The organism is Kitasatospora sp. NPDC058184 (genome assembly GCF_042883725.1).
Classification (GTDB): domain Bacteria; phylum Actinomycetota; class Actinomycetes; order Streptomycetales; family Streptomycetaceae; genus Kitasatospora.
Map to the genome: position 1 here is coordinate 599,192 of NZ_JBHVVE010000001.1, position 24,744 is coordinate 623,935.

The 24,744-nt window shown below is 74.3% G+C and carries 25 protein-coding genes and 1 other RNA gene; 13 read left to right on the forward strand and 13 right to left on the reverse strand.

Going from position 1 to position 24,744, the window contains the following annotated elements:
* Positions 1–92: 92 nt before the first annotated feature.
* Together ACFVXH_RS02695 and ACFVXH_RS02700 are read right to left on the reverse strand one after the other, a co-directional pair.
* Complete coding sequence (locus ACFVXH_RS02695; RefSeq protein WP_049652790.1) at positions 93–722, reverse strand: TetR/AcrR family transcriptional regulator; 630 nt, start codon at positions 720–722, stop codon at positions 93–95.
* Positions 723–882: 160 nt separating this feature from the next.
* Positions 883–2,490 (reverse strand): MFS transporter, encoded by a 1,608-nt coding sequence (locus ACFVXH_RS02700; RefSeq protein ID WP_117487485.1) that lies wholly within the window; start codon positions 2,488–2,490, stop codon positions 883–885.
* 322 nt (positions 2,491–2,812) lie between these two features.
* Between ACFVXH_RS02700 and panB the strand changes: the two genes are divergently transcribed.
* From panB to ACFVXH_RS02715, 3 genes are all read left to right on the forward strand, one after another.
* On the forward strand, positions 2,813–3,682 hold the full coding sequence (panB, locus tag ACFVXH_RS02705) for a 3-methyl-2-oxobutanoate hydroxymethyltransferase (protein ID WP_049652786.1): 870 nt from the start codon (positions 2,813–2,815) through the stop codon (positions 3,680–3,682).
* A 153-nt stretch (positions 3,683–3,835) separates the two neighbouring features.
* Positions 3,836–4,858, forward strand: a complete 1,023-nt coding sequence (locus tag ACFVXH_RS02710; protein WP_387819735.1) for an ATP-binding cassette domain-containing protein — start codon at positions 3,836–3,838, stop codon at positions 4,856–4,858.
* Positions 4,855–5,688: an ABC transporter permease gene (locus tag ACFVXH_RS02715; RefSeq protein WP_074000854.1), complete on the forward strand. Its 834-nt coding sequence runs from the start codon at positions 4,855–4,857 to the stop codon at positions 5,686–5,688. Before ACFVXH_RS02710 ends, ACFVXH_RS02715 begins: the two co-directional genes overlap by 4 nt.
* Positions 5,689–5,873: 185 nt before the next feature.
* Here the strand turns inward: ACFVXH_RS02715 and ACFVXH_RS02720 are convergent, their stop codons facing one another.
* A complete protein-coding gene (locus ACFVXH_RS02720) occupies positions 5,874–9,224 on the reverse strand; it encodes an ATP-binding protein (protein ID WP_387819737.1) in 3,351 nt (1,116 codons plus the stop codon).
* 184 nt (positions 9,225–9,408) lie between these two features.
* Here ACFVXH_RS02720 and ACFVXH_RS02725 point away from each other — a divergent pair, with 184 nt between their 5' ends.
* Complete coding sequence (locus ACFVXH_RS02725; RefSeq protein WP_387819739.1) at positions 9,409–10,224, forward strand: site-2 protease family protein; 816 nt, start codon at positions 9,409–9,411, stop codon at positions 10,222–10,224.
* Positions 10,225–10,243: 19 nt separating this feature from the next.
* On the opposite strand, the gene ACFVXH_RS02730 is transcribed toward ACFVXH_RS02725, so the two are convergent.
* Positions 10,244–10,432: a hypothetical protein gene (locus ACFVXH_RS02730; RefSeq protein WP_074000852.1), complete on the reverse strand. Its 189-nt coding sequence runs from the start codon at positions 10,430–10,432 to the stop codon at positions 10,244–10,246.
* A 118-nt stretch (positions 10,433–10,550) separates the two neighbouring features.
* Entirely contained in the window at positions 10,551–11,243 is a 693-nt protein-coding gene (gene npdG, locus ACFVXH_RS02735; protein WP_049660247.1) for an NADPH-dependent F420 reductase, read from the reverse strand.
* A gap of 47 nt (positions 11,244–11,290) precedes the next feature.
* Between npdG and ACFVXH_RS02740 the strand changes: the two genes are divergently transcribed.
* Both ACFVXH_RS02740 and ACFVXH_RS02745 read left to right on the forward strand, forming a co-directional pair.
* On the forward strand, positions 11,291–11,992 hold the full coding sequence (locus ACFVXH_RS02740; protein WP_387819742.1) for a hypothetical protein: 702 nt from the start codon (positions 11,291–11,293) through the stop codon (positions 11,990–11,992).
* Between the two features lie 86 nt (positions 11,993–12,078).
* Positions 12,079–13,416: an MFS transporter gene (locus ACFVXH_RS02745; protein WP_387819744.1), complete on the forward strand. Its 1,338-nt coding sequence runs from the start codon at positions 12,079–12,081 to the stop codon at positions 13,414–13,416.
* Between the two features lie 28 nt (positions 13,417–13,444).
* Here ACFVXH_RS02745 and ACFVXH_RS02750 read toward each other — a convergent pair whose 3' ends face one another.
* A complete protein-coding gene (locus tag ACFVXH_RS02750) occupies positions 13,445–13,672 on the reverse strand; it encodes a hypothetical protein (RefSeq protein WP_074000849.1) in 228 nt (75 codons plus the stop codon).
* Positions 13,673–13,784: 112 nt separating this feature from the next.
* Here ACFVXH_RS02750 and map point away from each other — a divergent pair, with 112 nt between their 5' ends.
* Positions 13,785–14,630 (forward strand): type I methionyl aminopeptidase, encoded by an 846-nt coding sequence (gene map, locus ACFVXH_RS02755; protein ID WP_049659897.1) that lies wholly within the window; start codon positions 13,785–13,787, stop codon positions 14,628–14,630.
* A gap of 22 nt (positions 14,631–14,652) precedes the next feature.
* On the opposite strand, the gene ACFVXH_RS02760 is transcribed toward map, so the two are convergent.
* A complete protein-coding gene (locus ACFVXH_RS02760; protein WP_049659894.1) occupies positions 14,653–15,348 on the reverse strand; it encodes a bifunctional DNA primase/polymerase in 696 nt (231 codons plus the stop codon).
* Positions 15,349–15,761: 413 nt separating this feature from the next.
* On the opposite strand from ACFVXH_RS02760, the gene ACFVXH_RS02765 reads away from it, so the two are divergent.
* Together ACFVXH_RS02765 and ACFVXH_RS02770 are read left to right on the forward strand one after the other, a co-directional pair.
* Positions 15,762–15,980: a hypothetical protein gene (locus tag ACFVXH_RS02765; RefSeq protein ID WP_053112518.1), complete on the forward strand. Its 219-nt coding sequence runs from the start codon at positions 15,762–15,764 to the stop codon at positions 15,978–15,980.
* A gap of 62 nt (positions 15,981–16,042) precedes the next feature.
* The gene (locus tag ACFVXH_RS02770; protein WP_375874053.1) at positions 16,043–16,240 is read left to right on the forward strand and encodes a hypothetical protein; all 198 of its coding nucleotides are present in this window, start codon (positions 16,043–16,045) and stop codon (positions 16,238–16,240) included.
* A gap of 75 nt (positions 16,241–16,315) precedes the next feature.
* Here ACFVXH_RS02770 and ACFVXH_RS02775 read toward each other — a convergent pair whose 3' ends face one another.
* On the reverse strand, positions 16,316–16,912 hold the full coding sequence (locus ACFVXH_RS02775; protein WP_107418642.1) for a PadR family transcriptional regulator: 597 nt from the start codon (positions 16,910–16,912) through the stop codon (positions 16,316–16,318).
* 289 nt (positions 16,913–17,201) lie between these two features.
* Between ACFVXH_RS02775 and ACFVXH_RS02780 the strand changes: the two genes are divergently transcribed.
* Entirely contained in the window at positions 17,202–17,600 is a 399-nt protein-coding gene (locus ACFVXH_RS02780; protein WP_387819748.1) for an ACT domain-containing protein, read from the forward strand.
* A 103-nt stretch (positions 17,601–17,703) separates the two neighbouring features.
* Positions 17,704–17,961 (forward strand): hypothetical protein, encoded by a 258-nt coding sequence (locus tag ACFVXH_RS02785; RefSeq protein WP_049658025.1) that lies wholly within the window; start codon positions 17,704–17,706, stop codon positions 17,959–17,961.
* A gap of 20 nt (positions 17,962–17,981) precedes the next feature.
* Here the strand turns inward: ACFVXH_RS02785 and rnpB are convergent.
* The 3 genes from rnpB to ACFVXH_RS02800 all read right to left on the reverse strand — a co-directional run bounded on the left by rnpB (position 17,982) and on the right by ACFVXH_RS02800 (position 21,455).
* Positions 17,982–18,379: RNase P RNA component class A (rnpB, locus tag ACFVXH_RS02790), an RNA gene on the reverse strand.
* A gap of 13 nt (positions 18,380–18,392) precedes the next feature.
* Positions 18,393–19,907 (reverse strand): MFS transporter, encoded by a 1,515-nt coding sequence (locus ACFVXH_RS02795; protein ID WP_375874054.1) that lies wholly within the window; start codon positions 19,905–19,907, stop codon positions 18,393–18,395.
* Positions 19,908–20,003: 96 nt separating this feature from the next.
* On the reverse strand, positions 20,004–21,455 hold the full coding sequence (locus ACFVXH_RS02800; protein WP_387819751.1) for an RNB domain-containing ribonuclease: 1,452 nt from the start codon (positions 21,453–21,455) through the stop codon (positions 20,004–20,006).
* A gap of 111 nt (positions 21,456–21,566) precedes the next feature.
* Between ACFVXH_RS02800 and ACFVXH_RS02805 the strand changes: the two genes are divergently transcribed.
* Both ACFVXH_RS02805 and yaaA read left to right on the forward strand, forming a co-directional pair.
* Positions 21,567–22,016 carry a DUF3995 domain-containing protein gene (locus tag ACFVXH_RS02805; protein ID WP_380776483.1) on the forward strand — a complete coding sequence of 150 codons (450 nt, stop codon included), beginning with the start codon at positions 21,567–21,569 and terminating at the stop codon, positions 22,014–22,016.
* A 10-nt stretch (positions 22,017–22,026) separates the two neighbouring features.
* Entirely contained in the window at positions 22,027–22,812 is a 786-nt protein-coding gene (gene yaaA, locus ACFVXH_RS02810) for a peroxide stress protein YaaA (RefSeq protein WP_049659172.1), read from the forward strand.
* A 21-nt stretch (positions 22,813–22,833) separates the two neighbouring features.
* On the opposite strand, the gene ACFVXH_RS02815 is transcribed toward yaaA, so the two are convergent.
* Positions 22,834–23,979 carry a bifunctional RNase H/acid phosphatase gene (locus ACFVXH_RS02815; protein ID WP_074000838.1) on the reverse strand — a complete coding sequence of 382 codons (1,146 nt, stop codon included), beginning with the start codon at positions 23,977–23,979 and terminating at the stop codon, positions 22,834–22,836.
* Between the two features lie 4 nt (positions 23,980–23,983).
* On the reverse strand, positions 23,984–24,727 hold the full coding sequence (locus ACFVXH_RS02820; RefSeq protein ID WP_049659174.1) for a zinc ribbon domain-containing protein: 744 nt from the start codon (positions 24,725–24,727) through the stop codon (positions 23,984–23,986).
* Positions 24,728–24,744: the final 17 nt, after the last annotated feature.

The window sequence follows — 24,744 nt, forward strand, 5'->3', positions numbered from 1 at the left end:
CGGTTTGGTGAGCGAGGCCACGTCCGGTTCGGCGGGCGCGGCCGCGTCCGGTCCGGCGGGCGAGGCCGCGTCCGGGGCGCCGTCCGGCCGGGTCAGCGGGGTGCCAGGCCTTCGAGCATGGAGTCGACCAGCTTGCGGGCCAGGTCCGGGTCCTCCAGGTCGGAGTCGTCCCACAGGATGCTGCGGTAGAGGATCGGCCCCATCAGCAGGTCGTTGAGCAGTTCCAGGTCGAGGTCGTCGCGGATCACGCCCTCGGCGACGGCCCGGCGGATCAGGCCGAGCCCGACCTCCCGGCGGGGCTTGATCACCCGTTCCCGGTAGGCGGTGTACAGCTCGGGCAGGGTCTGCATCTGGCCGAGGGCGGCCTTGAGCACCCAGCGGGTGCGCTTGGCCAGGCCGCGCCGGCGGACGTGGTCCACCAGGGCGATCAGGTCGGCCCGGGCGCCGGCGCCGGTGGGCTCCGGCAGCGGCTCCTCCAGTCGGCTGACCACGTCGACCAGCAGGGCCTCCTTGTTGGGCCAGCGCCGGTAGATGGTGGCCTTGCCGACGCCGGCGGCGGCGGCGATGCCCTCGATGGTGAGCTCGGACAGCGCGGTGCCGCCGGCCATCAGGTCCTCGACGGCCCCGAAGATGGCCTGCTCGGCGGCCTCGCTGCGGGGCCGGCCACGGCGTACCTCCGCGCAGTGCTGCCCGGTGCCGGCGGTCGGCGTGTCCGTCTTCATCCCCGCTGTCTCTCCCTCGTCCTCCCCGGTCGCCCTGGCGCCGTGGGGTGTCCTCCGGTGGGCCCTCGGCAGGGGGCCTGCCGGGACCGAGGCCCCGCCACCCGGGCGTACCCGGGTGACAGGGCCATTGTCACTCAGTCGCGGTACGGCCGGCCGCCGGTCAGGCGTCCGCGGCCGCGGACTCCCGCTCCTGGCCGCGCTGCTCGGGGGCCGGCCCGGCCGGTCCCGCGGGGGCGGCCGAGCGGCCCGGCAGCAGGAACCAGGCGACGACGGCGCCGATCACCGAGACGCCCACCGAGAGCGAGGCGACCACGTGCATGGCGTGGATGAAGGAGTCGTTCGCCGGGGCGACCAGCGCCTCGCCGCCGGGGATGCGGCCGGCGATGGCCAGGGTGGCCTCCAGCGACTCGCCGGCCTTGTCGCGCAGTCCCTCGGGCAGGTGGGTCAGGGTGTCGGCCATCCCGTCGCGGTAGACGGTGGAGAGCACCGCGCCGAGCACGGCGACCCCGAGCGAGCCGCCGACCTGGCGGAAGGTGTTGTTGACGGCCGAGCCGGCGCCGGCCTTCTCGCGGGGCAGCGAGGCCATGATCGCGACGGTGACCGGCGGCATGACGTGCGCCATGCCGGCGCCCATCACCAGGCCGAGCAGGACCAGCACCCAGATCGGGGTGGTGGCGGTCAGCACGACGTAGCCGACGAAGCCGAGCGCGACCAGCAGCATGCCGCCGGCGGCGGTGGCGGCGACGCCGAGGCGGTCGACCACCAGCCGGGCCCGCGGCGCGAACACCAGCTGGGCGGCGGCCAGCGGCAGCATCAGCACACCGGCCTGGAGGGCGCTGTAGCCGCGCACGCTCTGGATGTAGAAGACGCCGAAGAAGGAGACGCCCATCAGCGCGAAGAAGATCACGCCGACGACCACCACGGAGGCGCTGAACACCCGGTTGCGGAACCAGGTGACGTCCAGCGCGGGGAACGCGGTGCGGCGCTCGTACCAGACGAAGGCGACCAGCGCGACGACGCCGACCAGGGTCGGCACCCAGGCCCCGGCCGCGGTGAAGTCGGCCAGCTCGCCGCCCTTGATGATGCCGTAGATCAGCGCGACCAGGCCGATGATCGACAGCAGTACGCCGATCGGGTCCATCCGGCCCGGGTTGGGGTCCTTGGACTCGGGGACCAGGATCACCATCGCTATCACCGCGACGACCACGATCGGGACGTTGACCAGGAAGACCGAGCCCCACCAGAAGTGCTCGATCAGCAGGCCGCCGGTGATCGGGCCGATGGCGATGGCCAGGCCGACCGCGCCGGCCCAGATCCCGATCGCCTTGGGCTGCTCGGAGCGCTCGAAGACGTTCATGATGATCGCCAGCGTGGCGGGCATCGCGAGCGCGCCGCCGACGCCCATCAGGGCGCGGTAGCCGATGAGTTCACCGGGCGAGGCGGCCAGCGCGGACAGCAGCGAGGCGATCCCGAAGACCACCATGCCGGCCAGCAGCGCGCGCTTGCGGCCGAACCGGTCGCCGAGCAGGCCGGAGGTGAACAGCAGGCCGGCGAAGACCAGGGTGTAGGAGTTGATCGACCATTCCAGGTCGCTCTGGGTGGCCCCGAGGCCGACCGGCGCGGGGGTCGCGATGGTCTTCATCGCGACGTTGAGGATCGAGTTGTCGAGCACGACGACGAGCAGGGCGAGCAGCAGGGTGCCGAGGATCGCCCAGCGCCGACGGTGGATGGCTTCCGGCACGCGGGGTGGCGCGGCTGCGGTGGTCATGGGTGTTCCCGTCCGTGGTGGTGTGGCACTGGCGGGCAATTCCGAGCCGAATGCGTCTCGTAACCCCCCGCACCAGACTAGCGGCCGATACGATACGAGACGAACCCGTTTCGTAAAGAGCAGGCAAATTCGGGGGCCTCCCGCGCACCCCGGCGCGGGGCGCCCGCGCACCCGGTGCGGCGCGGATCGCGCCCGGTGTGGCGTGGATCGCACCGGGACGAACGCACCCCTCTTTGCGCCGGAGCCGGGGCGTGCAAGCATGGAGGTGATCCGGGGACGCCGTACGGCGCCACGAGACGACAACCCTTCAGGAGTCCGTTCGATGAACGCTTCTACGCCTTCGCCTGCCCAGAACCAGGCGTCGACCACCACCCTCTACGGCGGGGTCACCAACCGCCGGGTCACCGTCCGCGACCTCGCCGCCGCCAAGCAGCGCGGCGAGAAGTGGTCGATGCTGACCGCCTACGACGCCCTCACCGCGGGCGTGTTCGACGAGGCCGGCATCCCGGTGCTGCTGGTCGGCGACTCGGCGGGCAACTGCCACCTCGGCTACGAGACCACCGTCCCGGTGACCATGGATCAGATGGTGATGCTCTCCGCCGCCGTCGTCCGCGGCACCAAGCGGTCCATGATCGTCGCCGACCTGCCGTTCGGCTCCTACCAGGAGTCCCCCGCCCAGGCCATGCACAACGCGGCCCGGCTGATGAAGGAGGCCGGGGTCGGCGCGGTCAAGCTGGAGGGCGGGGAGCGCAGCGCCCGCTCGATCGAGCTGCTGGTCGAGGCCGGCGTCCCGGTGATGGCCCACATCGGCCTCACCCCGCAGTCCGTGCACGCCCTCGGCGGCTACCCGGTCCAGGGCCGCGGCGACGAGGCGGCCCACCAGCTGCTCCGCGACGCCAAGGCCGTCCAGCAGTCCGGCGCCTTCGCGGTCGTGCTGGAGGCCGTCCCGGCCGAGCTGGCCGCCCAGGTCACCGAGCAGCTGGCGATCCCGACCGTCGGCATCGGCGGCGGCCCGGACACCGACGCCCAGGTGCTGGTCTGGACCGACATGGCCGGCATGACGGCCGGCCGGGTGCCCAAGTTCGTCAAGCAGTACGCCGACCTGCGCACCGTCCTCGGCGACGCCGCCCGCGCCTACGCCCAGGACGTCCGCACCGGTGCCTTCCCCGCGGCCGAGCACAGCTTCACGTAAGGACCGCCGCCGGCGGCCCCGCTCCCCCGCCGGGAGCGGGGCCGCTGCCGTTCCCGGCCCCGCGGCGGCCGCTGACAGCGGCGTGACAGCGAACCGACAGCGCACCGCACCAGCCGACAGGGAGCTGACAGTCCGGGCGGACAGCCTGGGGGCATGACACGAATCGCGACAGCCCCGAACGACCGGGGAACCACTTCCGGGAACGCCGTGGAGGTGCGGGGCATCGTCAAGCACTACGGCGAGACGAAGGCCCTCGACGGGGTCGACCTGACCGTCCGGGAGGGCACCGTGCTCGCCCTGCTCGGCCCCAACGGCGCGGGCAAGACCACCCTGGTGCGCGTCCTCTCCACCCTGATCAAGCCGGACGCCGGCACCGCGTACGTCGGCGGCTACGACGTGCTGCGCCAGCCCAAGCAGCTGCGCCGCACGATCGGCCTCACCGGCCAGTACGCCTCCGTGGACGAGCTGCTCTCCGGGTACGAGAACCTCTACCTCATCGGCCGGCTGCTGGACCTCCCGCGCCGGGAGGCCAGGGCCCGGGCCGCCGAGCTGCTGGAGCGCTTCTCGCTCACCGAGGCCGCCAAGCGGACCGCCAAGACCTACTCCGGCGGCATGCGCCGCCGCCTCGACCTGGCCGCCAGCATGATGGGCCGCCCCCGGGTGCTCTACCTGGACGAGCCCACCACCGGCCTGGACCCGCGCACCCGCAACGAGGTCTGGGACGAGGTGCAGCGGATGGTCGCCGAGGGCAGCACCGTGCTGCTGACCACCCAGTACATGGAGGAGGCGGAGCAGCTCGCGAACGAGCTGACCGTCATCGACCGCGGCCGGGTGATCGCCAACGGCGCCGTCTCCGAGCTCAAGGCCAAGGTCGGCGGCCAGACCCTCCAGGTCCGCCCGGCCCACCCGGCCGAGCTGCCCGAGATGGCCCGCTGCCTGCACGAGAGCGGCATCCTCAACGCCACCGTCTCCACCGACACCGGGCTGCTCGCGGTGCCGATCACCGGCGAGGAGCAGCTGACCGCGGTGATCGGCGTACTCGGCAGCCGCGGCTTCGCCATCGCCGGCATCGACACCAAGGTGCCCAGCCTGGACGAGGTCTTCCTCGCCATCACCGGCAAGCCCGCGTCCGCCGCCGTGCCCGCCCCCAGCCTCGCCAAGGAGCCCGTCGCATGACCACCGCCACGCTCACCCCCTCCCGGGCCCGGGACACCCGGCCCCCGGCGGAGGACTCCCGGATCGGCCTGACCGGCACCCTGCGCCACGTCGGCGCGCTGACCCGGCGCAACCTGATGCGGATCAAGGCCGACCCGGAGTCGATGTTCGACGCCGTGCTGATGCCCGTCATCTTCACCGTGCTGTTCGTCTACGTCTTCGGCGGCGCGATGGCCGGCGACCAGGACACCTACAAGCAGTACCTGATCCCCGGCCTGCTCGGGCAGACCGGCCTCACCCTCGCGATGGCCGTCGGCACCGGCCTCAACAGCGACTTCCAGAGCGGCGTGATGGACCGCTTCCGCACGCTGCCGATCGGCCGGGCCTCCGTCCTGCTGTCCAAGATCGTCGCCGAGACCCTCCGCGGGCTGCTCTCCTTCGCGATCCTGATCGGCTTCGCGATGTGCATCGGCTTCGAGGTGAAGACCGGACCGCTGGAGGTGCTGGCCACGATCGGCCTGGCCCTGCTGTTCGGCATGTCGATCGTCTGGATCTCGATGCTGCTGGGCATGGCCCTGCGCAGCGCCCAGGCCGTCCAGGGCGTGGCCATGCTGGTCCTGATGCCGATGCAGTTCGGCAGCTCGATCTTCGCCCGGACCGACACCATGCCGGGCTGGCTGCAGTCCTTCACCAAGGTCAACCCGCTCTCGGCGCTGGCCGACGCCTCCCGCTCCCTGCTCAACGGCACGGGTCCGGTGGCCCACCCGGTGATGATCGTGCTGATCTGGTCGGCCGCCGTCACCGCCGTCTTCGCCCCGCTGGCGGTCGCCCGGTTCCGCAAGCGGACCTGACCGCCATGACCACCGTCGGCTCCCCCGGCCCTCGCCGGGGAAGGCCGCCGGGCAGGACGGCCGGCCGCCCCGGACAGGCGCCGGCCGCCGTACGGGCCCGTGCGGCCGGTGACCAGGGGACGGGCACCGGCCGTACGGGCACCGGCTGTACGGGATCCGACCGCCCGGGCCCGACCACGCCGTGGCTAGCCGAGCAGCCCCTCCAGCAGCTCGAAGACCTGCTCCTGGGTCATCCCGACCCCGCCCGCCCGGGCCTCCTCGTACCCCGCGTCCCCCAGCGACTCCCGCAGGGCCGCCTCCGAACGCGCCCGCTCGACCCGGTCCAGGTAGCCGCCCTTCGGGCCGTTCAGCCCGCCGTGGGCGCCGGCCAGCACGGCCGCCGCCCGGGCCCGCCCGAGGTCCCCGTCGCGCTGGGCGAAGCTGCCCAGCACCGCCGTCACCGCGGGCACCACCATGACCGTCATGTGCTCGGCGAAGCCGCTCGCGGCCGTCACCGCCCGCAGCTGCCGCCAGCCGGCGCGCAACAGGTCGAGCCCCGCCTCCGGGTCCCCGGCCCGGGCGGTGATCCAGCCGCGGGCGCTCATCAGCATCCCGGTCACCAGGCTCGGCGCGAAGCCGCCGACCCGGACTATGTCCAGCTCGTCCAGCTCGGCCAGCGCCTGCGCGAACTCGCCGCGGTGGGCGTGGATGCCGCAGAGCGTCAGGTGGCCGAACATCAGCGCCCCGGTGGTGGCCTGGTTGAGGCCCGGCGTGTCGATGGAGGCCAGCGCCTCGCGGACGACCCGCTCGCCGTGCTCCATGTCCTGCTCCAGCAGGGCGGTGCCCAGGTTCACCCGCAGGATCGGCACCTCCTGCGGCGCCCCCAGCTCCTCGATCAGCTCGATCGCCCGCGCGTACGCCTCGGCGGCGGCCGCGGCCTCGCCCCGGTTGGCCAGCGACTCGCCGTGCGCGGACAGCGCCTGGGAGATCCCCCAGAGGTCGCCCGACTGCTCGTACAGCTCCAGCGAGCGGGCGCCGTCCTCGATGCTCTGCTCGGCGCCGCTCGGCCAGTCGTTCATCATCCTGGCCCGGACCTGCAGGATGAACGCCAGGTCGCTCGGCCCGCCGTACTGCTCGCAGCCCTGGACGGCGTCGTCCATCAGGTCCTTCATCATGTCCAGGCGGCCGGCCAGGAAGGCGCCGAACACCCGCATCAGCGCAGGGAAGCGGTAGGACTGCGGCAGGTCCGGGGTGTAGGCGTCCATCAGCCGCTGGGCGACCTCGATCGCCTCCGGGTCCCCGAGGACGTCCAGGTTGCCCTCGAACAGCCCGATCAGCCGGAACATCGCCAGCAGCCGGCGGGCCTCCTCGACCACCGCCGTCGGCAGCGGCAGGTCGTACGCCAGCACGCCGCGCTCCAGCGGCACCGCCCGCGGGGCGTCCGGGCCGAACGGGTCCGGGCCGAGCGCGGCGATCGCGGTGTACCAGGTGCGCGCCTCCATGCTGTAGCCGCGCAGCGACCAGTACCAGCTCATGCCGATGGCGAGGAGCAGCGCCTGCTCCTCGTCCCGCAGGTCGATCGCGCGGCGCAGCGCCGTCCGGACGTTGTCCTGCTCGCGCTCCAGCACCGTCAGCCAGTGCAGCTGCCGGGGGCCGTGGATCTCCGCGTCGGCGGCGGCGAGCAGGGTGCGGAAGTGCGCCAGGTGGCGGGCCTCGGTGGCGGCGCGCTCGGCGGCGGACCCGGCGAGGCGCTCGGTCGCGTACTCGTGGATGGTCTCCAGCATCCGGTAGCGCGGCAGGCTGGCCCCGTCCAGGTCGGCCACCAGCAGGGACTTGTCGACCAGCGACAGCAGCAGGTCGGCGACCTCGCCGGGGGCCACCTCGACGCCGTCGGCGCAGACCGCCTCGGCGTCCTCCAGCTGCCAGCCGCCCGCGAACACCGAGAGCCGGCGCAGCACCGCCCGCTCCCGCTTGCCCAGCAGGTCCCAGCTCCAGTCGACCACCGCGCGCAGCGTCTGCTGGCGCGGCAGCAGGGTGCGGCTGCCCGCGGTGAGCAGCGCGAACCGGCCGTCCAGCCGGTCGGCTATCTGGCGCGCCGTCATCACCCGCAGCCGGGCCGCGGCCAGTTCGATGGCCAGCGGCAGCCCGTCCAGCCGGCGGCAGATCTCGGCGCAGGCCTCCGGGTCGCCCTGCGGGTCGAAACCGGGGCGGGCGGCGGCGGCGCGCTCGACGAACAGCCGCAGCGCGACCGGGTCGGGCAGCGGCTCGACCGGCAGCACCGTCTCCCCGGGCACGCCCAGCGGCTCGCGGCTGGTGGCGAGCACCGTCAACCCGGGGCACTCGGCGAGCAGGACGTCGGCGAGGTCGGCGGCGGCCTGGATCAGGTGCTCGCAGTTGTCCAGGACGAGCAGCATCCGGCGGTGGCCGCAGTGCTCGACCAGCCGGCGCACCGGGTCCTCGGCCCGCTTCTCGATCACCTCGGCGACCATGCTGGTGCTGTGCAGCACGATCTCGCGCAGGCCGAGCGCGGAGACCACGGCGGCGGGCACCGCGTCCGGGCTCTCCAGCGGGGCGAGTTCGGCCACCCAGACGCCGCCCGGCCAGCCCCCGGCGGCCTGTTCGGCGCGCCCGGCCTCGGTCGAGAGGCTGGTCTTGCCGGAGCCGCCGGGGCCGGTCAGCGTCACCAGCCGACGGTCCGTCAGCATCCCGCGCAGCGCGGCGAGATCGTCCTCGCGGCCGACGAAGCTGGTCAGCCGGCCGCGCAGGTTGCCGACGGCGCGCGGGAGTTGGGGAGCGGCGGGTGCGGGCGCGGGCGCGGGCGCGGCGTGGACCGGCTCCGGCGCCTCCGGGGCGAGCAACTCGGCGTACAGGGACTGGAGTCCGCGGCCCGGGTCGGCGCCGAGCTCCTCGGCCAGGGCCCGCCTGGTCCGCTCGTAGTGGCGCAGCGCCTCGGCCGTCCGTCCGCTCTCGTGCAGCGCCCGGATCATCAGCAGCTGCAACGACTCGTCCAGCGGCTGCCGTTCGCACAGCTCGGCCAGCTCGGCGACCAGGTCGGCGGCGCGGCCGAGGCCGAGGTCGGCGGTGATCCGGTGGCGGCGGGCCTCCTCGCGCTGGGCCTCCAGCCGGACGGCCGGGCCGGTGCGGTCCGGCAGGTCGGCCAGCGCGGGGCCGCGCCACAGCGCCAGGGCGGCGCCCAGCCGCTCGGCGGCGAGCGCGTGGTCCCCGGTGTCCAGGGCGCGGCGGCCCTCGCCGGTCAGCCGCTGGAAGTCGGCGAGGTCGGTGGCCGGACCGGTCAGCCAGTACCCGGCCGGGCCGGAGCCGACCTCGTCCCGGCCGATGGTGCGGCGCAGCCGGCCGACCAGGGTCTGGAGCGCGGCGGAGGAGTCCTGGGGCGGCTCGGCCTCCCACACCTCGTCCACCAGCAGGTCGGCCGGCACCGGCCGGCCCTGCCGGAGGGCCAGGGCCGCGAGCAGGGCCCGTAGCCGGGCGCCGCCGATCGGTACCGGGGTGCCGTCGTCGTGGTGGGCCGTCGTGGTTCCGAGGATGCCGTAGTGCACCGGACCATTCTGGTCGATCGGCGGGGGAAGGGCCGCACAATTGTGCAGGGCCCGGCGCCCCGGCGGAACCGACCCCGGGCCCTCGGACGTTCACCGGAGGCGGCTTGTCCGGCCACCGGCCCGCCCGGCATGATCGGTCCCTGCCGGTCCTTCCCGTTCCCTCTGCCCACGGAGCACCCACACCATGACCTTCGCCGCCACGCCGCGCTCCCGCAGCGAGGACCGCCGGATCAGCCCGGTGTTCTGGGTGCTCCTGGCCGTCCTCGGCACCTCCGGCTGGGCGGTGTACCAGGGCTACGGCAACGCCTCGTTCGGGGTGTTCCTGTTCGTGGTCGCGGGCTGGATGGTCTCGCTCTGCCTGCACGAGTACGCCCACGCGCGCACCGCGCTGCACGGCGGCGACATCTCCGTCGGCGCCAAGGGCTACCTCACGCTCAACCCGCTGAAGTACGCCAACGCGCTGCTCAGCTTCGTGCTGCCGATCGTCTTCGTGATCCTCGGCGGCATCGGCCTGCCCGGCGGCTCGGTCTGGATCGAGCGGCACCGCATCCAGGGCCGGCTCAAGCACAGCCTGATCTCGGCGGCCGGCCCGCTGGTCAACCTGCTCATCGCGGCGGCGCTGCTGGTCCCGATCGGCGCGGGCTGGCTGGACGACCCGACCGTGCACGCGTTCTGGGAGGGCCACGAGCTGATCATCTCGCCGTTCTCCGGCGCGCTGGGCTTCCTCGGCTTCCTCCAGCTGAGCGCGGCGGTGCTGAACCTGCTGCCGGTGCCCGGGCTGGACGGCTACGGCATCGTCGAGCCCTGGCTGTCGTACCAGACCCGGCGCGCGATCGAGCCGTTCGCGCCGTACGGGATGCTCGCGGTGTTCGCGCTGCTGTGGCAGCCCCAGGTGAACGAGTTCTTCTTCGGGATCGTCCACGGCCTGATGAACCTGTTCGGCGTGGACCAGGACTACGCGACGCTCGGCCGGTACCTGTTCAGCTTCTGGAAGAACTAGCCCTGCTCGGCGGCCGGCGCTACTCGGCGGCGGCCGCGGTCGCGGCGGCGATCCTGGCCCGGCGGCGGTCCATCCACAGCACGTTGCTGGCCACGCCGGCCAGCGGCAGCCAGATCAGGCCCAGCCAGAAGCCCTGGACCAGCGAGACCACCAGGGCCACGAGCGCGAGGACGACGGCGGCCAGGGCGAAGCGGGACGTGCGAGGCATGGCGGAGGGCTCCTAGAACGGGTGCGGGCGGCCGGGTCACGGCCGCCACCCATTGTCGCCGACCTCACCTCCGGACCGGGTCCAGGGGTGAGGTCGACACGCCTCTGCCCGGATCCGCTCAGACGTCGGTGATCCGCAGGCCCGCGTGGGCCTTGTACCGGCGGTTGACCGAGATCAGGTTGGCGACCAGCGCCTCGACCTGGTGGGCGTTGCGCAGCCGGCCCGCGAAGATGCCGCGCATCCCGGGGATGCGGGCGGCCAGGCCCCGGACGACGTCGGTGGCCTCCCGGTCGTCGCCGAGCACCATGACGTCGGTGTCGATGCTCTCCACCGACTCGTCCTGCAGCAGCACCGCCGAGAGGTGGTGGAACGCGGCGGTGACCCGGGAGTCCGGCAGCAGCGCGGCGGCCTGCTCGGCGGCGCTGCCCTCCTCCGGCTTCAGCGCGTACGCGCCCTGCTTGTCGAAGCCCAGCGGGTTGACGCAGTCGACGACGATCTTGCCCGCGAGCTCCTCGCGCAGCGCGGTCAGGGTGGCGGCGTGGCCGTCCCACGGGACCGCGATGATCACCACGTCGCTCTCCCGGGCGACGGTGGCGTTGTCGGCGCCGCGCACGCCGAGGCCCAGCGCGGCCGCCGAGGCCTCGGCCCGGGCGGCGTCGCGGGAGCCGATGATCACCTGCTGGCCGGCCTTGGCCAGCCGCAGGGCGAGTCCTCGCCCCTGGTCGCCGGTGCCACCGAGCACACCGACCACCAGCTGGGAGACGTCCGGGACCTCGTGGGCCGGGTTTGTCGCTGAATCGAGGGAAGTCATGGGCCGATCCTGCCAAATCCCCGGCCCGGCGGGACATCCTGGCCCGCATGGACGCGGTGAGAGTTTCGGCACTCCGGGAACGGCTGACGGGAACGGGCTGGCTGGAGGAGGTCGGCGGCTTCGCCGGCGCGCTGCGCCGCTCCGTGGAACGCCGCAGCGCGAGCGGGCTGCTGCTGGTCGGCACCGAGGCGTACGAACCCTGGCACCTGGCCGCCCACCTGGACGACGAGGCCGCCTGGTCGGACGTCCCCCGGCTGGCGCCCACCCTGCTGCGGCACAGCCCGCCGGCCGACGCCCCGGCCCACCTGACCCACGACCTGCGGCGGCTCACCGAGGCCGGGCGCGGCGACACCGTGCTGGTGGTGGTCCCCCGGGCGGCCGGCGCCGCGCTGCTGGAGCGGGTGCACGACGCCCGGCGGCGCGGCGCGACCGTGCTCGCGCTGGACGGGGGCTCCGCTGACGCCGACGGGTCGGACGGACCGGACGGGCTCACCGCACCCGACGGGACCGGTACGTCCGGCGGGCCCGGTGCGTCCGGCGGCCGCGGCGAACCCCACGGCCTCGACGAACTCCGCCGGCTCGCGCACGAGCGGCTGACCGTCGGCACCGCCGCCGAGGGGCCGTTCGACCTCGCCCAGCACCTGGTCAGCGTCGCCGCCGGGCAGCGGACCGGCCGCCGCTCCGTCCGGGACCGGCTCGCCGACCTCGCCGGGCGGCTGGCCTCGGGGCCCGCGATCACCCGCTGGTGACCCTGTTCACCGCCCGGCCGAAAAGTTCACGCCCCGGTCGAAAACCCTTTGCGGAAGCGGTGGCCGCCACCCGAGGATGACGGTTCGTGAACGTCGACGAACCCCCGCATCCCCCCGTGCCCGGGCGCGCCCGGAGGCTGCTGCGCTCGCTGACGCCCGACCTGTCGCCCTGGCGCGCCTCACGCGACTTCCGCTACCTGTGGACCTCCGGCTGCGTCACCAGTTTCGGCGGCTTCCTGACCCTCGTCGCCGTGCCGATGCAGATCAAGGAACTCACCGGCTCCTCCTTCGCGGTCGGCCTGATCGGCGCCGTCGAACTGGTGCCGCTGATCGTCTTCGGCCTGTGGGGCGGCGCCCTCGCCGACGCCCTGGACCGCCGGAAGCTGGTGCTGCGGGCGGAGGTCGCGCTCGGCCTGCTGGCCGGGCTGCTGCTGGTCAACGCCCTGCTGCCGCACCCGCTGCTCTGGCCGATCTACCTGGTCGCCGCGCTGGTCGCGGCCGCCGACGGCATCCAGCGCCCGGCACTGGACTCGCTCCTCCCCCGGCTCGTCCCGCACCAGCACCTGACCGCCGCGTTCGCCCTCAGGTCGCTGTACCACAACGCCGCTTCGGTGGCCGGCCCGGCGCTGGCCGGTGTCGTGGTGGCCTTCGCCGGGGTGCAGACCGCGTACGCGCTGGACGTCCTCTCCTTCGCCCTCTCGCTGCTGCTGCTCGTCCGGATCAAGGCGGTGCCGCCGCCCACCGGCGCCGAACGGCCGTCCGTCCGGGCGGTGCTCACCGGGGTCCGCTACGCGTGGAGCCGCAAGGACCTGCTCGGCACCTACGCGATCGACGTCTGCGCCATGCTGTTCGCCTACCCGGTGGCCGTCTTCCCGTTCCTGGCCTCGGAGTTGGGGGCGGACTGGGCGCTCGGCCCGATGTACGCGGCCTCCGCCCTCGGCGCCCTGCTGGTCGGCGCGACCAGCGGCTGGACCTCCCGCGTCCACCGGCACGGGCGGCTGCTGGTGGTCGCCGCCGTCGGCTGGGGCGCGGCGATGGCGCTCGCCGGGCTCACCGCGCACATCTGGCTGGTGCTGCTCGGCCTGGCGCTGGCCGGCGGCGCCGACGAGATCAGCGGGCTCGCCCGCTCGACCATGTGGAACCAGTCCATCCCCGACGAGCTGCGCGGCCGGATGGCCGGCGTGGAACTGCTCAGCTACTCCGTCGGCCCGCAGCTCGGCCAGGTCCGGGCCGGCACCATGGCCGGGCTGGTCGGCGTGCGCGCCGCCGTCTGGGCGGGCGGTGCCGCCTGCGTCGTCGCCGTGCTCGCGGTCGCCGCCGCCCTCCCGAAGCTGCTCGCCTACGACGACCGCACCGACCCGAACGCCGCGGCCGTGCGCGCCGAACACGAGCGCGCCGCCCGGGAAGCCGCGCCGACCACCTGACCGGGCCGGGGTCGGGGTCCCGCCGTGGTTACTCGGCGTCGTCCTTGGGCCGGTCGCTCCAGCGCGGGTCGTTCCGCCACTCGCGGTTGCGCTCGTCCGCGATCCGCAGCGCCTGGGCGGCCTCCTCGGGGCTGCCGTACGGGCCCAGGCGGTCCTTCGCCGGGCACTCCGGGCCCTCTTCGACCTTGTTGTGCTTGATGCAGTAGAACCACTCGCCGGGTTTGCCGGTCGGCTTGCGGTTGAATCCGAGGGGCATGGCGCTCTCCCGTTCAGAAGGCCAGAAGGATGGGTCGGTACCGATCATTCCCCGCCCCGGGCCCGGCCGCACACCACCCGGGGCCACGGAGCCCGACGACTAGACTCGCGGCATGGCTCTCGTACCCGGCATCCAGTCCCCCACCCGCAAGGTCCCGGCGCACATCGCGCGCCCCGAGTACGTCGGCAAGCCCGCGCCGACGCCGTACACCGGGCCCGAGGTGCAGACCGCCGAGACGATCGAGAAGATGCGGATCGCGAGCGGGATCGCCGCCCGGGCGATGGCGGAGGCGGCCAAGCTGATCGCCCCCGGCGTCACCACCGACGCGCTGGACGCCGTCGCCCACGCCTACATGTGCGACCACGGCGCCTACCCGTCCGACCTCGGCTACCGGGGCTTCCCCAAGTCCGTCTGCACCTCGATCAACGAGGTGATCTGCCACGGCATCCCGGACTCGACCGTGCTCCAGGACGGCGACATCGTCAACATCGACGCCACCGCCTACATCCACGGGGTGCACGGCGACCTCAACGCCACCTACCTGGTCGGCGACGTGGACGAGGAGTCCCGGCTGCTGGTCGAGCGCACCCGGGAATCCCTCGACCGGGCGATCAAGGCGGTCAAGCCGGGTCGTCAGATCAACGTCATCGGGCGGGTCATCGAGTCCTACGCCAAGCGCTTCGGCTACGGCGTGGTGCGGGACTTCACCGGACACGGCATCAACACGTCGTTCCACTCCGGCCTGATCATCCCGCACTACGACAGCGAGCGGGCCACCGAGGTGATCAAGCCGGGCATGACCTTCACCATCGAGCCGATGCTGACCCTGGGCACCTACGACTACGAGATCTGGCCGGACGGCTGGACGGTCGTCACCAAGGACCGCAAGCGCACCGCCCAGTTCGAGCACACCCTGGTGGTCACGCCGACCGGCGCGGAGGTCCTCACCCTGCCGTGACCCACCCGGCCCGGTGGGCGCCCTAGCCGATCAGCCACTGCTCCTCGGCGACGGCGCCCACCTCGGTACAGGCGTCGGTGAGCACGTCCAGGACGCGCAGCGGGTCCGGCAGCGGCTGCTCGGGCCCGCGCAGCCACCGCACGTGGGAGCCGTCCGGCAGCGCGGCCGGCGGCAGCAGGGTGTACGAGCCGCGGCAGTGCCAGCGCAGGCCGGGGTGCTCGGACATGGTGTCCGGGGTGGAGTCGAGCGCGCTCGGCCACCACTCGTCCTCGTCCTGCGGGGTGCCGCGGGTGGCGGTGAAGAAGAGGTAGCGGTCCTCGCCGACGGCGGCGACGGGGCCCTCGACGCCCAGCGCCGTCAGCCGCTCCAGCGCCAGCCGTCCGGCCTCCGCCGGGACGTCCAGCACGTCGTGCACCCGGCCGGTGGCGGTGATGAAGTTCGCCTCCGGATCGCGGGAGAGCCAGCGGGAGAGCTGCTCCGGGTCGGTGGTGGCCTGGGTCTGCCAGGCGAAGGAGACCGGGTGCTGCGCCGGGGCCGGACAGGCCACCCGGTCACAGGAGCACCGGTAGCCGGCCGGGTGGGCGGCGGGCGCGAGCGGGAATCCGGCGCGGACCGCGCCGAGCAGTTGATCGAGGTCGGCGGCCGGCCCGTCCGGGCCCCCCGCCCGCTGACGATCACGCTTCTGCCACCAGGTCGTCCACCTGCTGCCGGCTTCCATCGGGCCCCTTCCGCGCAACTGCCGTGCCTGGTGCGACACAGCGTTCGACGTACCACTCCGACGCAACGCACGGCGCCCCCGTCTGCTTCCCGGGGTGCTCGGCCCTGACGTCGGCGCCCTGCCGGCCGCGGCCCGGGGTCACCGGACGGCCGACGCCCGGGTCACGGTACGCAGTCGCGGCAGCACGCTGTCCGCGCCAAATCGGCCGGAGGGCGCGCGGATTCGCGCCTCGCCCGGCCCGTACGGGCCCGCTGACCCGGGTGGACCCCGAGGGCGTAACAGGAAGGATAAGGGTGCGGAGGGCCTCCGGATGACCGGGGGCGGTGCCTCTCCGGTCACACTCCCGGCGACGGCCGCGGGTGCGGCCCACGGGTGCGCCCCGGGCTCGTCCGCGGAGGTGAGACCCTGGAGGGATGAAGAGCGCGGACACCGCATTCGTCGGCGGCCCCCTGGACGGGAAGATCCTCCCCATCCCGCTGGGGCCGATGCTCGGCGTGCCCAAGAAGTACAAGGTCCCGGTCCCCGCGCACGGCGGGACTCCCGCGCGCACACTGGTGTACGTCCGGAGCAAGCAGGTTCGGGGCCTGAGCTGGTTCTGGCGCTACGAGTACGACGAGGCGGCCTCCGGCTGACGGCCGCCCCTTCCCTCCGCGGTCTCCCCGGAGGTCGGCCGCAGTCTCCCCCGGAGGTCGGCATGGCGAGGACGGTACGGCACCCGCGGGACCGCTCCCGGGCGGTCCGGCACCACAACCGGGAGGTCGCCGGCGTCACCGGGGTACTGCTCCTGGCGGTGTGCCTCTACAGCGTGGTCATCGAGCCGAACGCCTGGCTCTGGTTCGGCTGGGCGGTGCTGCTGCTGGTGTGCGTGGCCCTGTTCACGGTCCGGCCGTGAGGCCCTCCCCCCGGCCGCCCGGACCGCTCGGGCGACTCGGGCAGCAGCACCGCCCGTCCCGCTCCCCCCGGTCGGTCAGTCATCCTCGGCGAGGATGAGGTACAGCTTCTTCCGGGCCTCGGTCAGCACCGTCAGGCCCTTGGCGCGCTGCGCCTCGGTGCCCGTGGCCATGACCTGGCGGATCGCCTGGTCGACGGCGGCGAGCGCCTGGCCGACCTCCTGGACGGCCTCCCAGTCGACCTCCCGGCCGGCCTCCGCCCACGGCTCGGCCGGCCCGGCGTCGGCCTCGGCCCGGCCCGCCTCGGTGAGCGAGACCAGCCGCTTGCCGCCGACCTCCTCCGCGGTGATCAGGCCCTCCTCCTCCAGCAGCTGGAGGTTGGGGTAGATCGACCCCGGGCTGGGCCGCCAGGCCCCGCCGGTCCGCTCGGCGATCTCGGCGATCATCTCGTAGCCGTGCATCGGCCGCTCCTTGAGCAGCGCCAGCAGCGAGGCCCGGACGTCACCGCGCCGGGCCCGCCCGCCGCGCCGCCCGTGCGGACCACCGCGCCGGCCGCCGTGCCCGCCGAAGCCGTGCCCGTACGGGCCGCCCATCGGCCGGCCGGGACCGCCGCCACCGAACGGCGGGCCGAACCCGCCGAACGCCTCCCGGCCCTCGAAGCCCTCCCCGGGCATCCCCCGGAACTCCGGCCCCGGGCCCGGCCCGCGGCGCCGACCGCCGCCGCCGAGGCCACCGGGGCCGCCACCGTCACCGTCACCGCCGCGCGGGCCCTCCCAGCGGAATCGCCTTCCTTGACGTTCTGAGCGCATCGCGCCCACCTCCTCGAATCTCTGAGGTTCAACGAGGCAGTCGAGTCACTGTCTCGATAGTTCGACGATATATCGGTGACTGTCGCTCGTCAACGGATTCCGACACGCCCACGGAGCACCGCGCAGCCCCCGCCCAGCCGCTACGGTGGCGGGCATGGCCGCAGAACGAGACCTCGCGACGCTGCTGCGCGGCATGAGCCCGCAGCTCAACCCCGGGCGGTACGTCTACTGCACGCTCCCCGCCCGGGTGCCCGCCGGCATGCGGCCGGTGGTGACCGTCGCCGAACCCGAGGGGGTCACGATGGTGATCGCCCAGGAGGAGGCGGACGCGCTCGGGCTGCGGTACGAGTACGTGGCGGCCTGGATCACCCTGCGGATCCACTCGGCGCTGGAGGCCGTCGGACTGACCGCCGCCGTGTCCGGCCGGCTCGCCGAGGAGGGCATCAGCTGCAACGTGGTGGCCGGCTTCCACCACGACCACCTGTTCGTCGCCGCCGCCGACGCCGACCGCGCCGTCCGCGCCCTGGAGGACCTCGCCGCCCGCTCCGCCTGAGCCCCCGCCCGCCCCCTCCGGGTGGCCGCCGCCGACCGGGCCTTCGACACTGGGAGACGAGCCGCCCCGCCGGGGCCGGCCCCACCGGAAGGAGACGGCCGCCATGGCCATCTGCGTCACCTGCGGCAACGACTACTGGCTGGCCTTCGAGATCAGGACGGTCACCGGCGACACCTACACCTTCGACAGCTTCGAGTGCGCGATGGAGAAACTCGCCCCACGCTGCGAACAGTGCGACGTCCGCATCGTCGGCCACGGCGTCGAAGTCGCCGGCATGTTCTTCTGCTGCGCCAACTGCGCCCGCGTCAACGGCGGCCTCGGCGACCAGATCCGCGACGCGGTCGGCGCCCGCCCCGCCTGACCGGCGGGCGGGGAAGGGGGCGGAAGAGTCGGCCTGTACGCCGGGTTCTGTCTCCCGGGTTGCTTGCGCGGCCCGGGGAGGCGGCCATCCATCTAGGGCTGCCGTTGCCGACAGCCTCGTGCGGTCCACCCGCGGACTCGGGCGAGCAGCCTTCAATCGTCCGCGCACGGCGCCCGAGGGCGCCGATCTTGACCTTGCTCCAGGTGGGGTTTACCTAGCCGGCCGGGTCACCCCGGTCGCTGGTGGTCTCTTACACCACCGTTTCACCCTTACCCACCACGAAAAGCGGTGGGCGGTCTGTTTTCTGTGGCACTGTCCCGCGGGTCACCCCGGGTGGGCGTTACCCACCACCCTGCTCTGTGGAGCCCGGACGTTCCTCGGCGGGTCTGGGACCCGTCGCGACCGCCCGGCCGACTCTTCCGCCGTAGTGGTCATCGTAGCCGCTCGGGCGGCGCCTCCCGTACACCGGACCGGACGGCCGGCGCCTCGGCGCCGAGGCGGGCGGCCACCCGGGCCGCCGTCGCGCTCGCCCGGGCGGTGGTGGTGGCCAGGCCGAGGGCGAGGACGGCGCCGCCGAGGCCGACCAGGATCCACCAGCCGGCGTGGCTGGCCGGGGCGAAACCGGTCGCGACCGGTCCGACCACGGCCGCGGTGACGACCGTACCGATCACCGCCACGCCCAGCGACTGGCCGACCTGACGGCTGGTCGAGGCGACCGCCGCCGCCACGCCCGCCTGGGCGCGCGGCATCCCCGCGACGGCGGCATTGGTGATCGGCGCGTTCACCATGCCGAAGCCGAAGCCGAACAGCGCGTACGCGACCAGCAGCAGGGCCGGCGGGGAGTCGGCGGCGAGCCGGGTGAGCAGCAGCCCGCTCGCGGCGAGGCCGATCCCGGCCGCGACCAGCGGCAGGCGCGGGCCCCGGCCGGCGACGATCCGTCCGGACAGCGGCGCGCAGACCAGCATCATCCCGGCCATCGGCAGCGTCCACAGGCCGGCCTCGACCGGGCTGTAGTGCCGGACGTCCTGGAGGTAGAGGGTGCTGAGGAAGAGGAAGCCGCCGAGCGCGGCGAACGCGCAGACCGCGGTGACGGCGGCGCCGGTGAACGGCACGCTGGCGAAGAACCGGGGGTCCACCAGCGGCTCGGCCACCCGCCGCTCCCAGAGCGGGAAGGCGATCAGCGCGGCCAGCGCGGTCGCGGCCAGGGTGAGGATCAGCGGGGAGGTCCAGCCGTTGGCCGGGCCCTCGATGATCGCGGCGGTGCCGCAGCCGAGCAGCACGATCATCAGCAGCTGCCCCACCGGGTCCAGCCGGCGCGGCCGGGGGGCGCGGGACTCCGGGACGTAGCGGGCGGTCAGCGCGATGGCGGCGAGCGCCACCGGGACGTTGATCAGGAAGATCGACGGCCAGCCCGCGCCGTCCACCAGGAAGCCGCCGAGCAGCGGGCCGAGTGCCATCGAGATGCCGACCACGCCGCCCCAGACGCCGATCGCCCGGGCCCGCTCCTTCGGGTCGGTGAAGGTGTTGGTGATGATCGACATCGCCACCGGGTTGAGCATCGAGCCGCCCACCGCCTGGAGCGCCCGGAACGCCACCAGCCAGCCCAGGCTCGGCGCCTGGCTGCACAGCAGCGAGCCGAGCGCGAAGCAGACCAGGCCGGTCTGGAACACCCGGCGGCGGCCGAAGCGGTCGGCCACCGAGCCGAACAGCATCAGCAGCGAGGCCAGCACCAGGGTGTAGGCGTCGATGATCCACTGCAGCCCGGACGCCGGGGCGTCCAGGTCCCGCTGGATCACCGGCAGGGCGATGTTCACCACGGTGTTGTCGAGGCCGACGATGAACAGGCTCAGGCAGCAGATCGCCAGGACGAGCAGACGGCGGCGGCGCCCGAGCGCGGGCCCGGGGGCGGGCGCGGCTGCGGCGGCGCGGGGCTGGGGGGCGGGCACGGGACCGATCCTCCCACCGCGGGGCGGGCCTGGGCGGGTGAGCCGCGCGTCCGGGTGGCGGGTGGCGTAATCCAGGTGGCACGGGGACGCGGCCCGCTAGACCGCCGTGAAGCGGACGGTCCGGGTGGCCGGGTCGGCCGTCGTCAGCCGGACGTCGATCACCCGGCCGAGCGGCAGCCCGGCCGCGGCCGTGTCGCAGCGGGCCCGGACGGCCGGGTCGCGCAGCTGGACGGTGCCGGAGCCGGGCCGCCGCTCGTCCACGTCGATGACCACGGCGGCGAAGTCCTCGCCCTCCCGGCCCGCGAGCAGCTCCGCCTCCACCAGGTCCACGCAGGCCCGTTCGACCTCCGCGGCGCGGCGGTCCCCGCCCGCCATCAGCGCCGGGACGGCCGGCAGCGCCTCGCGCACCCACTCCGGCACGTCCTCGCCCGCCGCCACCGCCGCGCACACCTCCTGGGCGAAGCGGTCCCCGAGGCGGCGCAGCGGCGCGGTGCAGTGCGCGTACGGGGCGGCGAGCGCGGCGTGCTCCGGCTCGGCGGGGGCGGGCAGGCCGCGGGACTCGTCGAAGGCGTGGTAGCCGGCGCCGCGCAGCAGGCCCGTACAGGCGTTGAGGAAGGCGGCGTTGAGCGGGACGTCCGGGTCGAGGGAGCGGATCAGCTCGGGGTACGGGACGGCCTGCGGCCAGTCCACGTCGAGGGCGGCGGCGATCCGGCGCAGCCGCTCGTACCCGGTGGCGGGCGCGGCGGGCAGGGTGCGCAGCAGGCCGACGCCCGCGTCGAGCATCAGGTCGGCCGCGGCCATGCCGGTGAGCAGGGAGATCTGGGCGTTCCAGCCGTCGGCGGGGCCGGGGGCGCGGTAGCCGAGGACGTAGCCGTGCAGGGTCTCCTCGACCTCCTGTTCGGGCACCGGCAGGCTGATCCCGCCGCGGGCGCGCTCCTGCTCCTCGCGCAGCCGTCCGACGGTCGCGAACAGGGCGAGCTGCTCGTCGGCGCCGCCGAGGTCCACCGCGCGCTCGACCGCGGCGTAGTCCAGCCGGCGGTGCGAGCGGACCAGGGCGCGGCGCAGGTCGGCGAGGACGACGGCGCCGTCGGCGTCCAGGTCCAGCTGCCAGAGCAGGGCCGGGCGGGGCTCGCCGGGCAGCAGGCTGGCGGCGTCCTCGGAGATCCGGGTGGGGTGCAGCGGGACGCGGTGGTCGGGGAAGTAGAGGGTCTCGACCCGGCGGCGGGCCTCGGTGTCGATCGCGCCGCCGGGGTGGACGAAGGCGGCGACGTCGGCGATCGCGTAGTGCACCCGGTAGCCGCCGCCGGGCCGGTGGGCGAGGTGCACGGCCTGGTCGAGGTCGCGAGAGCCGGGCGGGTCGACCGTGAACAGCGGCAGGTCGGTGGCGTCGTACTCCGGCAGCCGGGGGCGCTCGGCCGCCTCCTCCGCCTCGGCGAGCACGGCCCGCGGCCACTCGGTGTGGACCTCCAGGCGGGTGCGGAGCTCGGTCAGCTCGGTGTTGATCCGGGCGGAGTCGGCGGCCTTGACGCGCAGTTTTCGGCGAGGCATGCACGCCAGGGTAGAGCGGGGCCGGGCGGTTCCGGGCCAGGCTCTGCCCGGGGGCGGCGTAAGCACTCGTACGGTGGGGGCAAGTGGCCGTGCACGAAGGGGGTTTGGGCGATGGGTGCGGTGAAGGTGGCCGGGGGTGTGGTGGCTGCGGCGCTGGGGGCGACGGGGGCGCTGCACGCGGTGTGGGCGGTGACGCCGTGGCCGCTGGGGTCGGCGGAGGAGTTCGCGGACGTCGTGGTGGGGCAGGGTGAGGGGGTGCCGCCGGTGGGCGCGTGCCTGGCGGTGGCGGGGGCGCTGGGGGCGGGGGCGTACCTGGTGGGGGCGGAGGCCGGGGTGCTGCCGCAGGTGGGGCCGCGGCGGCTGCGACGGGCCGGGGTGCGGGTGGTGGCGGGGGTGCTGCTGGCGCGCGGGGTGGCCGGGCCGGTGGTGTTCGGCCGGGTGAGTGAGCGTTCGGAGCGGTTCCGGCGGCTGAACGTGCGGTACTACTCGCCGCTCTGTGTGGCGCTGGGGGCCGGGGCGGCCGCAGTAGGGTTGCGGGGTTCGTCCGCCACAGATTGTTGAGGAGTCCGCTGTGCTGGTGCTGTTGCCGCCCTCGGAGGGCAAGGCCGGGTCCGGGGACGGCGGGCCGGTGGCGCTGGAGCGGCTGTCGCTGCCGGGGCTGACGGCGGCGCGCGGCGCGGTGCTGGACGCGCTGGTGGGCCTGTGCCGGGGTGACGAGGACGCGGCCTCCGAGGTGCTCGGCCTCTCCCCCGGTCTGCGCGGCGAGGTCGCCAAGAACGCCGGGCTGCCGACGGCGGGTGCCCGTCCGGCGGGCGAGGTGTACACCGGGGTGCTGTTCGACAACCTCGGCCTGGCCACCCTGGACGCCGCCGCGTACGACCGGGCCGAGCGCTCGCTGCTGGTCTTCTCCGGCCTCTGGGGCGCCGTGCGGATCTCCGACCGGATTCCGTCCTACCGCTGCTCGATGGGCGTCAAGCTCCCGCAGCTGGGGGCGCTCGGGGCGTACTGGCGGAGCGCGATGGCCCCTGTGCTCCCCGAGGTCGCGGACGGGCTGGTGCTGGACCTGCGCAGTTCCGCGTACGCGGCGGCCTGGAAGCCGGCCGGCGAGGTGGCCGCCAGGACCGCGACCGTCCGGGTGCTCCAGGAGCGGAACGGCAAGCGCAGCGTGGTCAGCCACTTCAACAAGGCGACCAAGGGGCGGATCGTCCGGGACCTGCTGGCGGCCGGGGCGGAGCCGAAGACCCCCGGCGAGCTGATGGACGCGCTGCTGGAGCTGGGCCACCACGTCGAGCTGGCGGCGGAGGGCACCGCGCGCAAGCCGTGGCAGCTGGACGTGGTGGTCACCGAGGTGCACTGAGCACCCCGGTGACGACGGGCCCTAGCGCAGGTGCGAGGTGTCGTTGAGCAGCCGCACCGAGGCGTTGCCGTCCGCGTAGTACTGGACGGCGCAGATCGAGGCGGCGGACAGCTCCATCCGGTACATCGAGTCCGGCGGGGCGCCGAGCGCCAGCCGGACCAGGGTCTTGATCGGGCTGACGTGCGAGACCACCAGCACGGTCTTCCCCGCGTACCGGGCGAGGATCTTGTCCCGGGCGACGCCGGCCCGGTGGGTGAGCGTGGTGAAGCTCTCGCCGCTGCCGGTCGGCTTGGCCTTGGCGGAACCGAGCCAGGCGGTCAGGTCGTCGGGGTAGCGCTCCCGCACCTCGGCGAAGGTCAGGCCCTCCCAGGCGCCGAAGTCGACCTCGCGCAGCCCGTCCTCGTACCGGACCTCCAGGCCGAGCCGGGCGGCGACGGTCTCGGCGGTCTGCCGGGTGCGGAGCATCGGGGAGGCGACGACCGCCTGGACGCTGCCGCGCGCGGCCAGTGCCTCGGCGGCCCGCTCGGCCTGCCAGCGGCCCTTGTCGGAGAGCTCCGGGTCGCTGCCGCCGCTGCCGGAGAAACGCTTCTCCGGGGTGAGCGGGGTCTCGCCGTGGCGCAGCAGGACGAAGGTGGTGGGGGTGCCGAGGTCGGCGGGGGCGGCCCAGCCGGCCTTGGGGGCGGCGGTCTCCAGCGGCGGCTCGTCGACGGCCGCGACCGCGACCGCGGCCTTGGGCTTCGGCTCCCACTGGCGGCCGTCGCGGCCCGCGTCCATCGCCTCGTTGGCCAGCCGGTCGGCGTCCTTGTTCCGCTCGCGCGGGATCCAGGTGTACGTGACCCGGGCGCGCGGGAGGACGGTGCGCGCCTCGGCGGCGAGCGGCTGCATGTCGGGGTGCTTGATCTTCCAGCGCCCGGACATCTGCTCGACGACCAGCTTGGAGTCCATCCGGACGTCCACCGAGGCGTCCGGGTCCAGGTCGCGGGCCGCCCTGAGCCCGGCGATCAGGCCCTTGTACTCGGCCACGTTGTTGGTGGCGTGGCCGATGAACTCGGCGGCTTCGGCGATGATCTGCCCGGTGTCCCCGTCACGGACCACCGCGCCGTAGCCGGCCGGCCCCGGGTTGCCCCGGGACCCGCCGTCGGCCTCGACGATGAAGCGCGCCGCCACCGGATCAGACGCCCGAGTCGGAGGTGCGGACCAGGATCCGCGAGCAGTTCTCGCAGCGGACGACCTTGTCGGCCGGCTCGGCCTTGATGGCGTTCAGCTCGGTGATCGAGAACTCGGTGCGGCAGCCCTCGCAGCGGCGCTGGTAGAGGCGGGCCGCGCCGACGCCGCCCTGGGTCTCGCGCAGCTTGGTGTAGACCTTCAGCAGGTCGGCCGGGATGACGGCGGCGACGGTCTCGCGGTCGCGCTTGACCTTCTCGGCCTCCCCGTCGATCTCGGCGAAGGCGGCGTCGCGGCGGCCCTCGGCCTCGGTGAGGACGACGGTGGAGTGCTCCAGGCGGGCGGACAGCTCCTCGACCCGGCTCTTGGCGCTCTCCTGGCGCTCCATGATCTCCAGCACGACGTCCTCCAGGTCGCCCTGGCGCTTGGCGAGCGAGCCGATCTCGTGCTGGAGGTTCTCCAGGTCCTTCGGCGAGGTGATCGCGCCGGAGTCCAGGCGCTGCTGGTTGCGGGCGGCACGGGAGCGGACCTGCTCGACGTCCTGCTCGGCCTTGGTCAGCTCGCGGGCGGTGTCGCCCTTCTGGGCCTCGGCGGCGACGACGAGGTCCTTGAGCGCGGTGTGGTCGGCGGTGACCTTCTCGATCTCGGCGTGCTCGGGCAGGCTCCGGCGCCGGTGGGCCAGCTGGTCGAGCTTCGAGTCGATGGCCTGGAGGTCGAGCAGGCGGTTCTGGTCGGCGGGCGCGGCGTTCAAGCGGAGAGCTCCTGTGA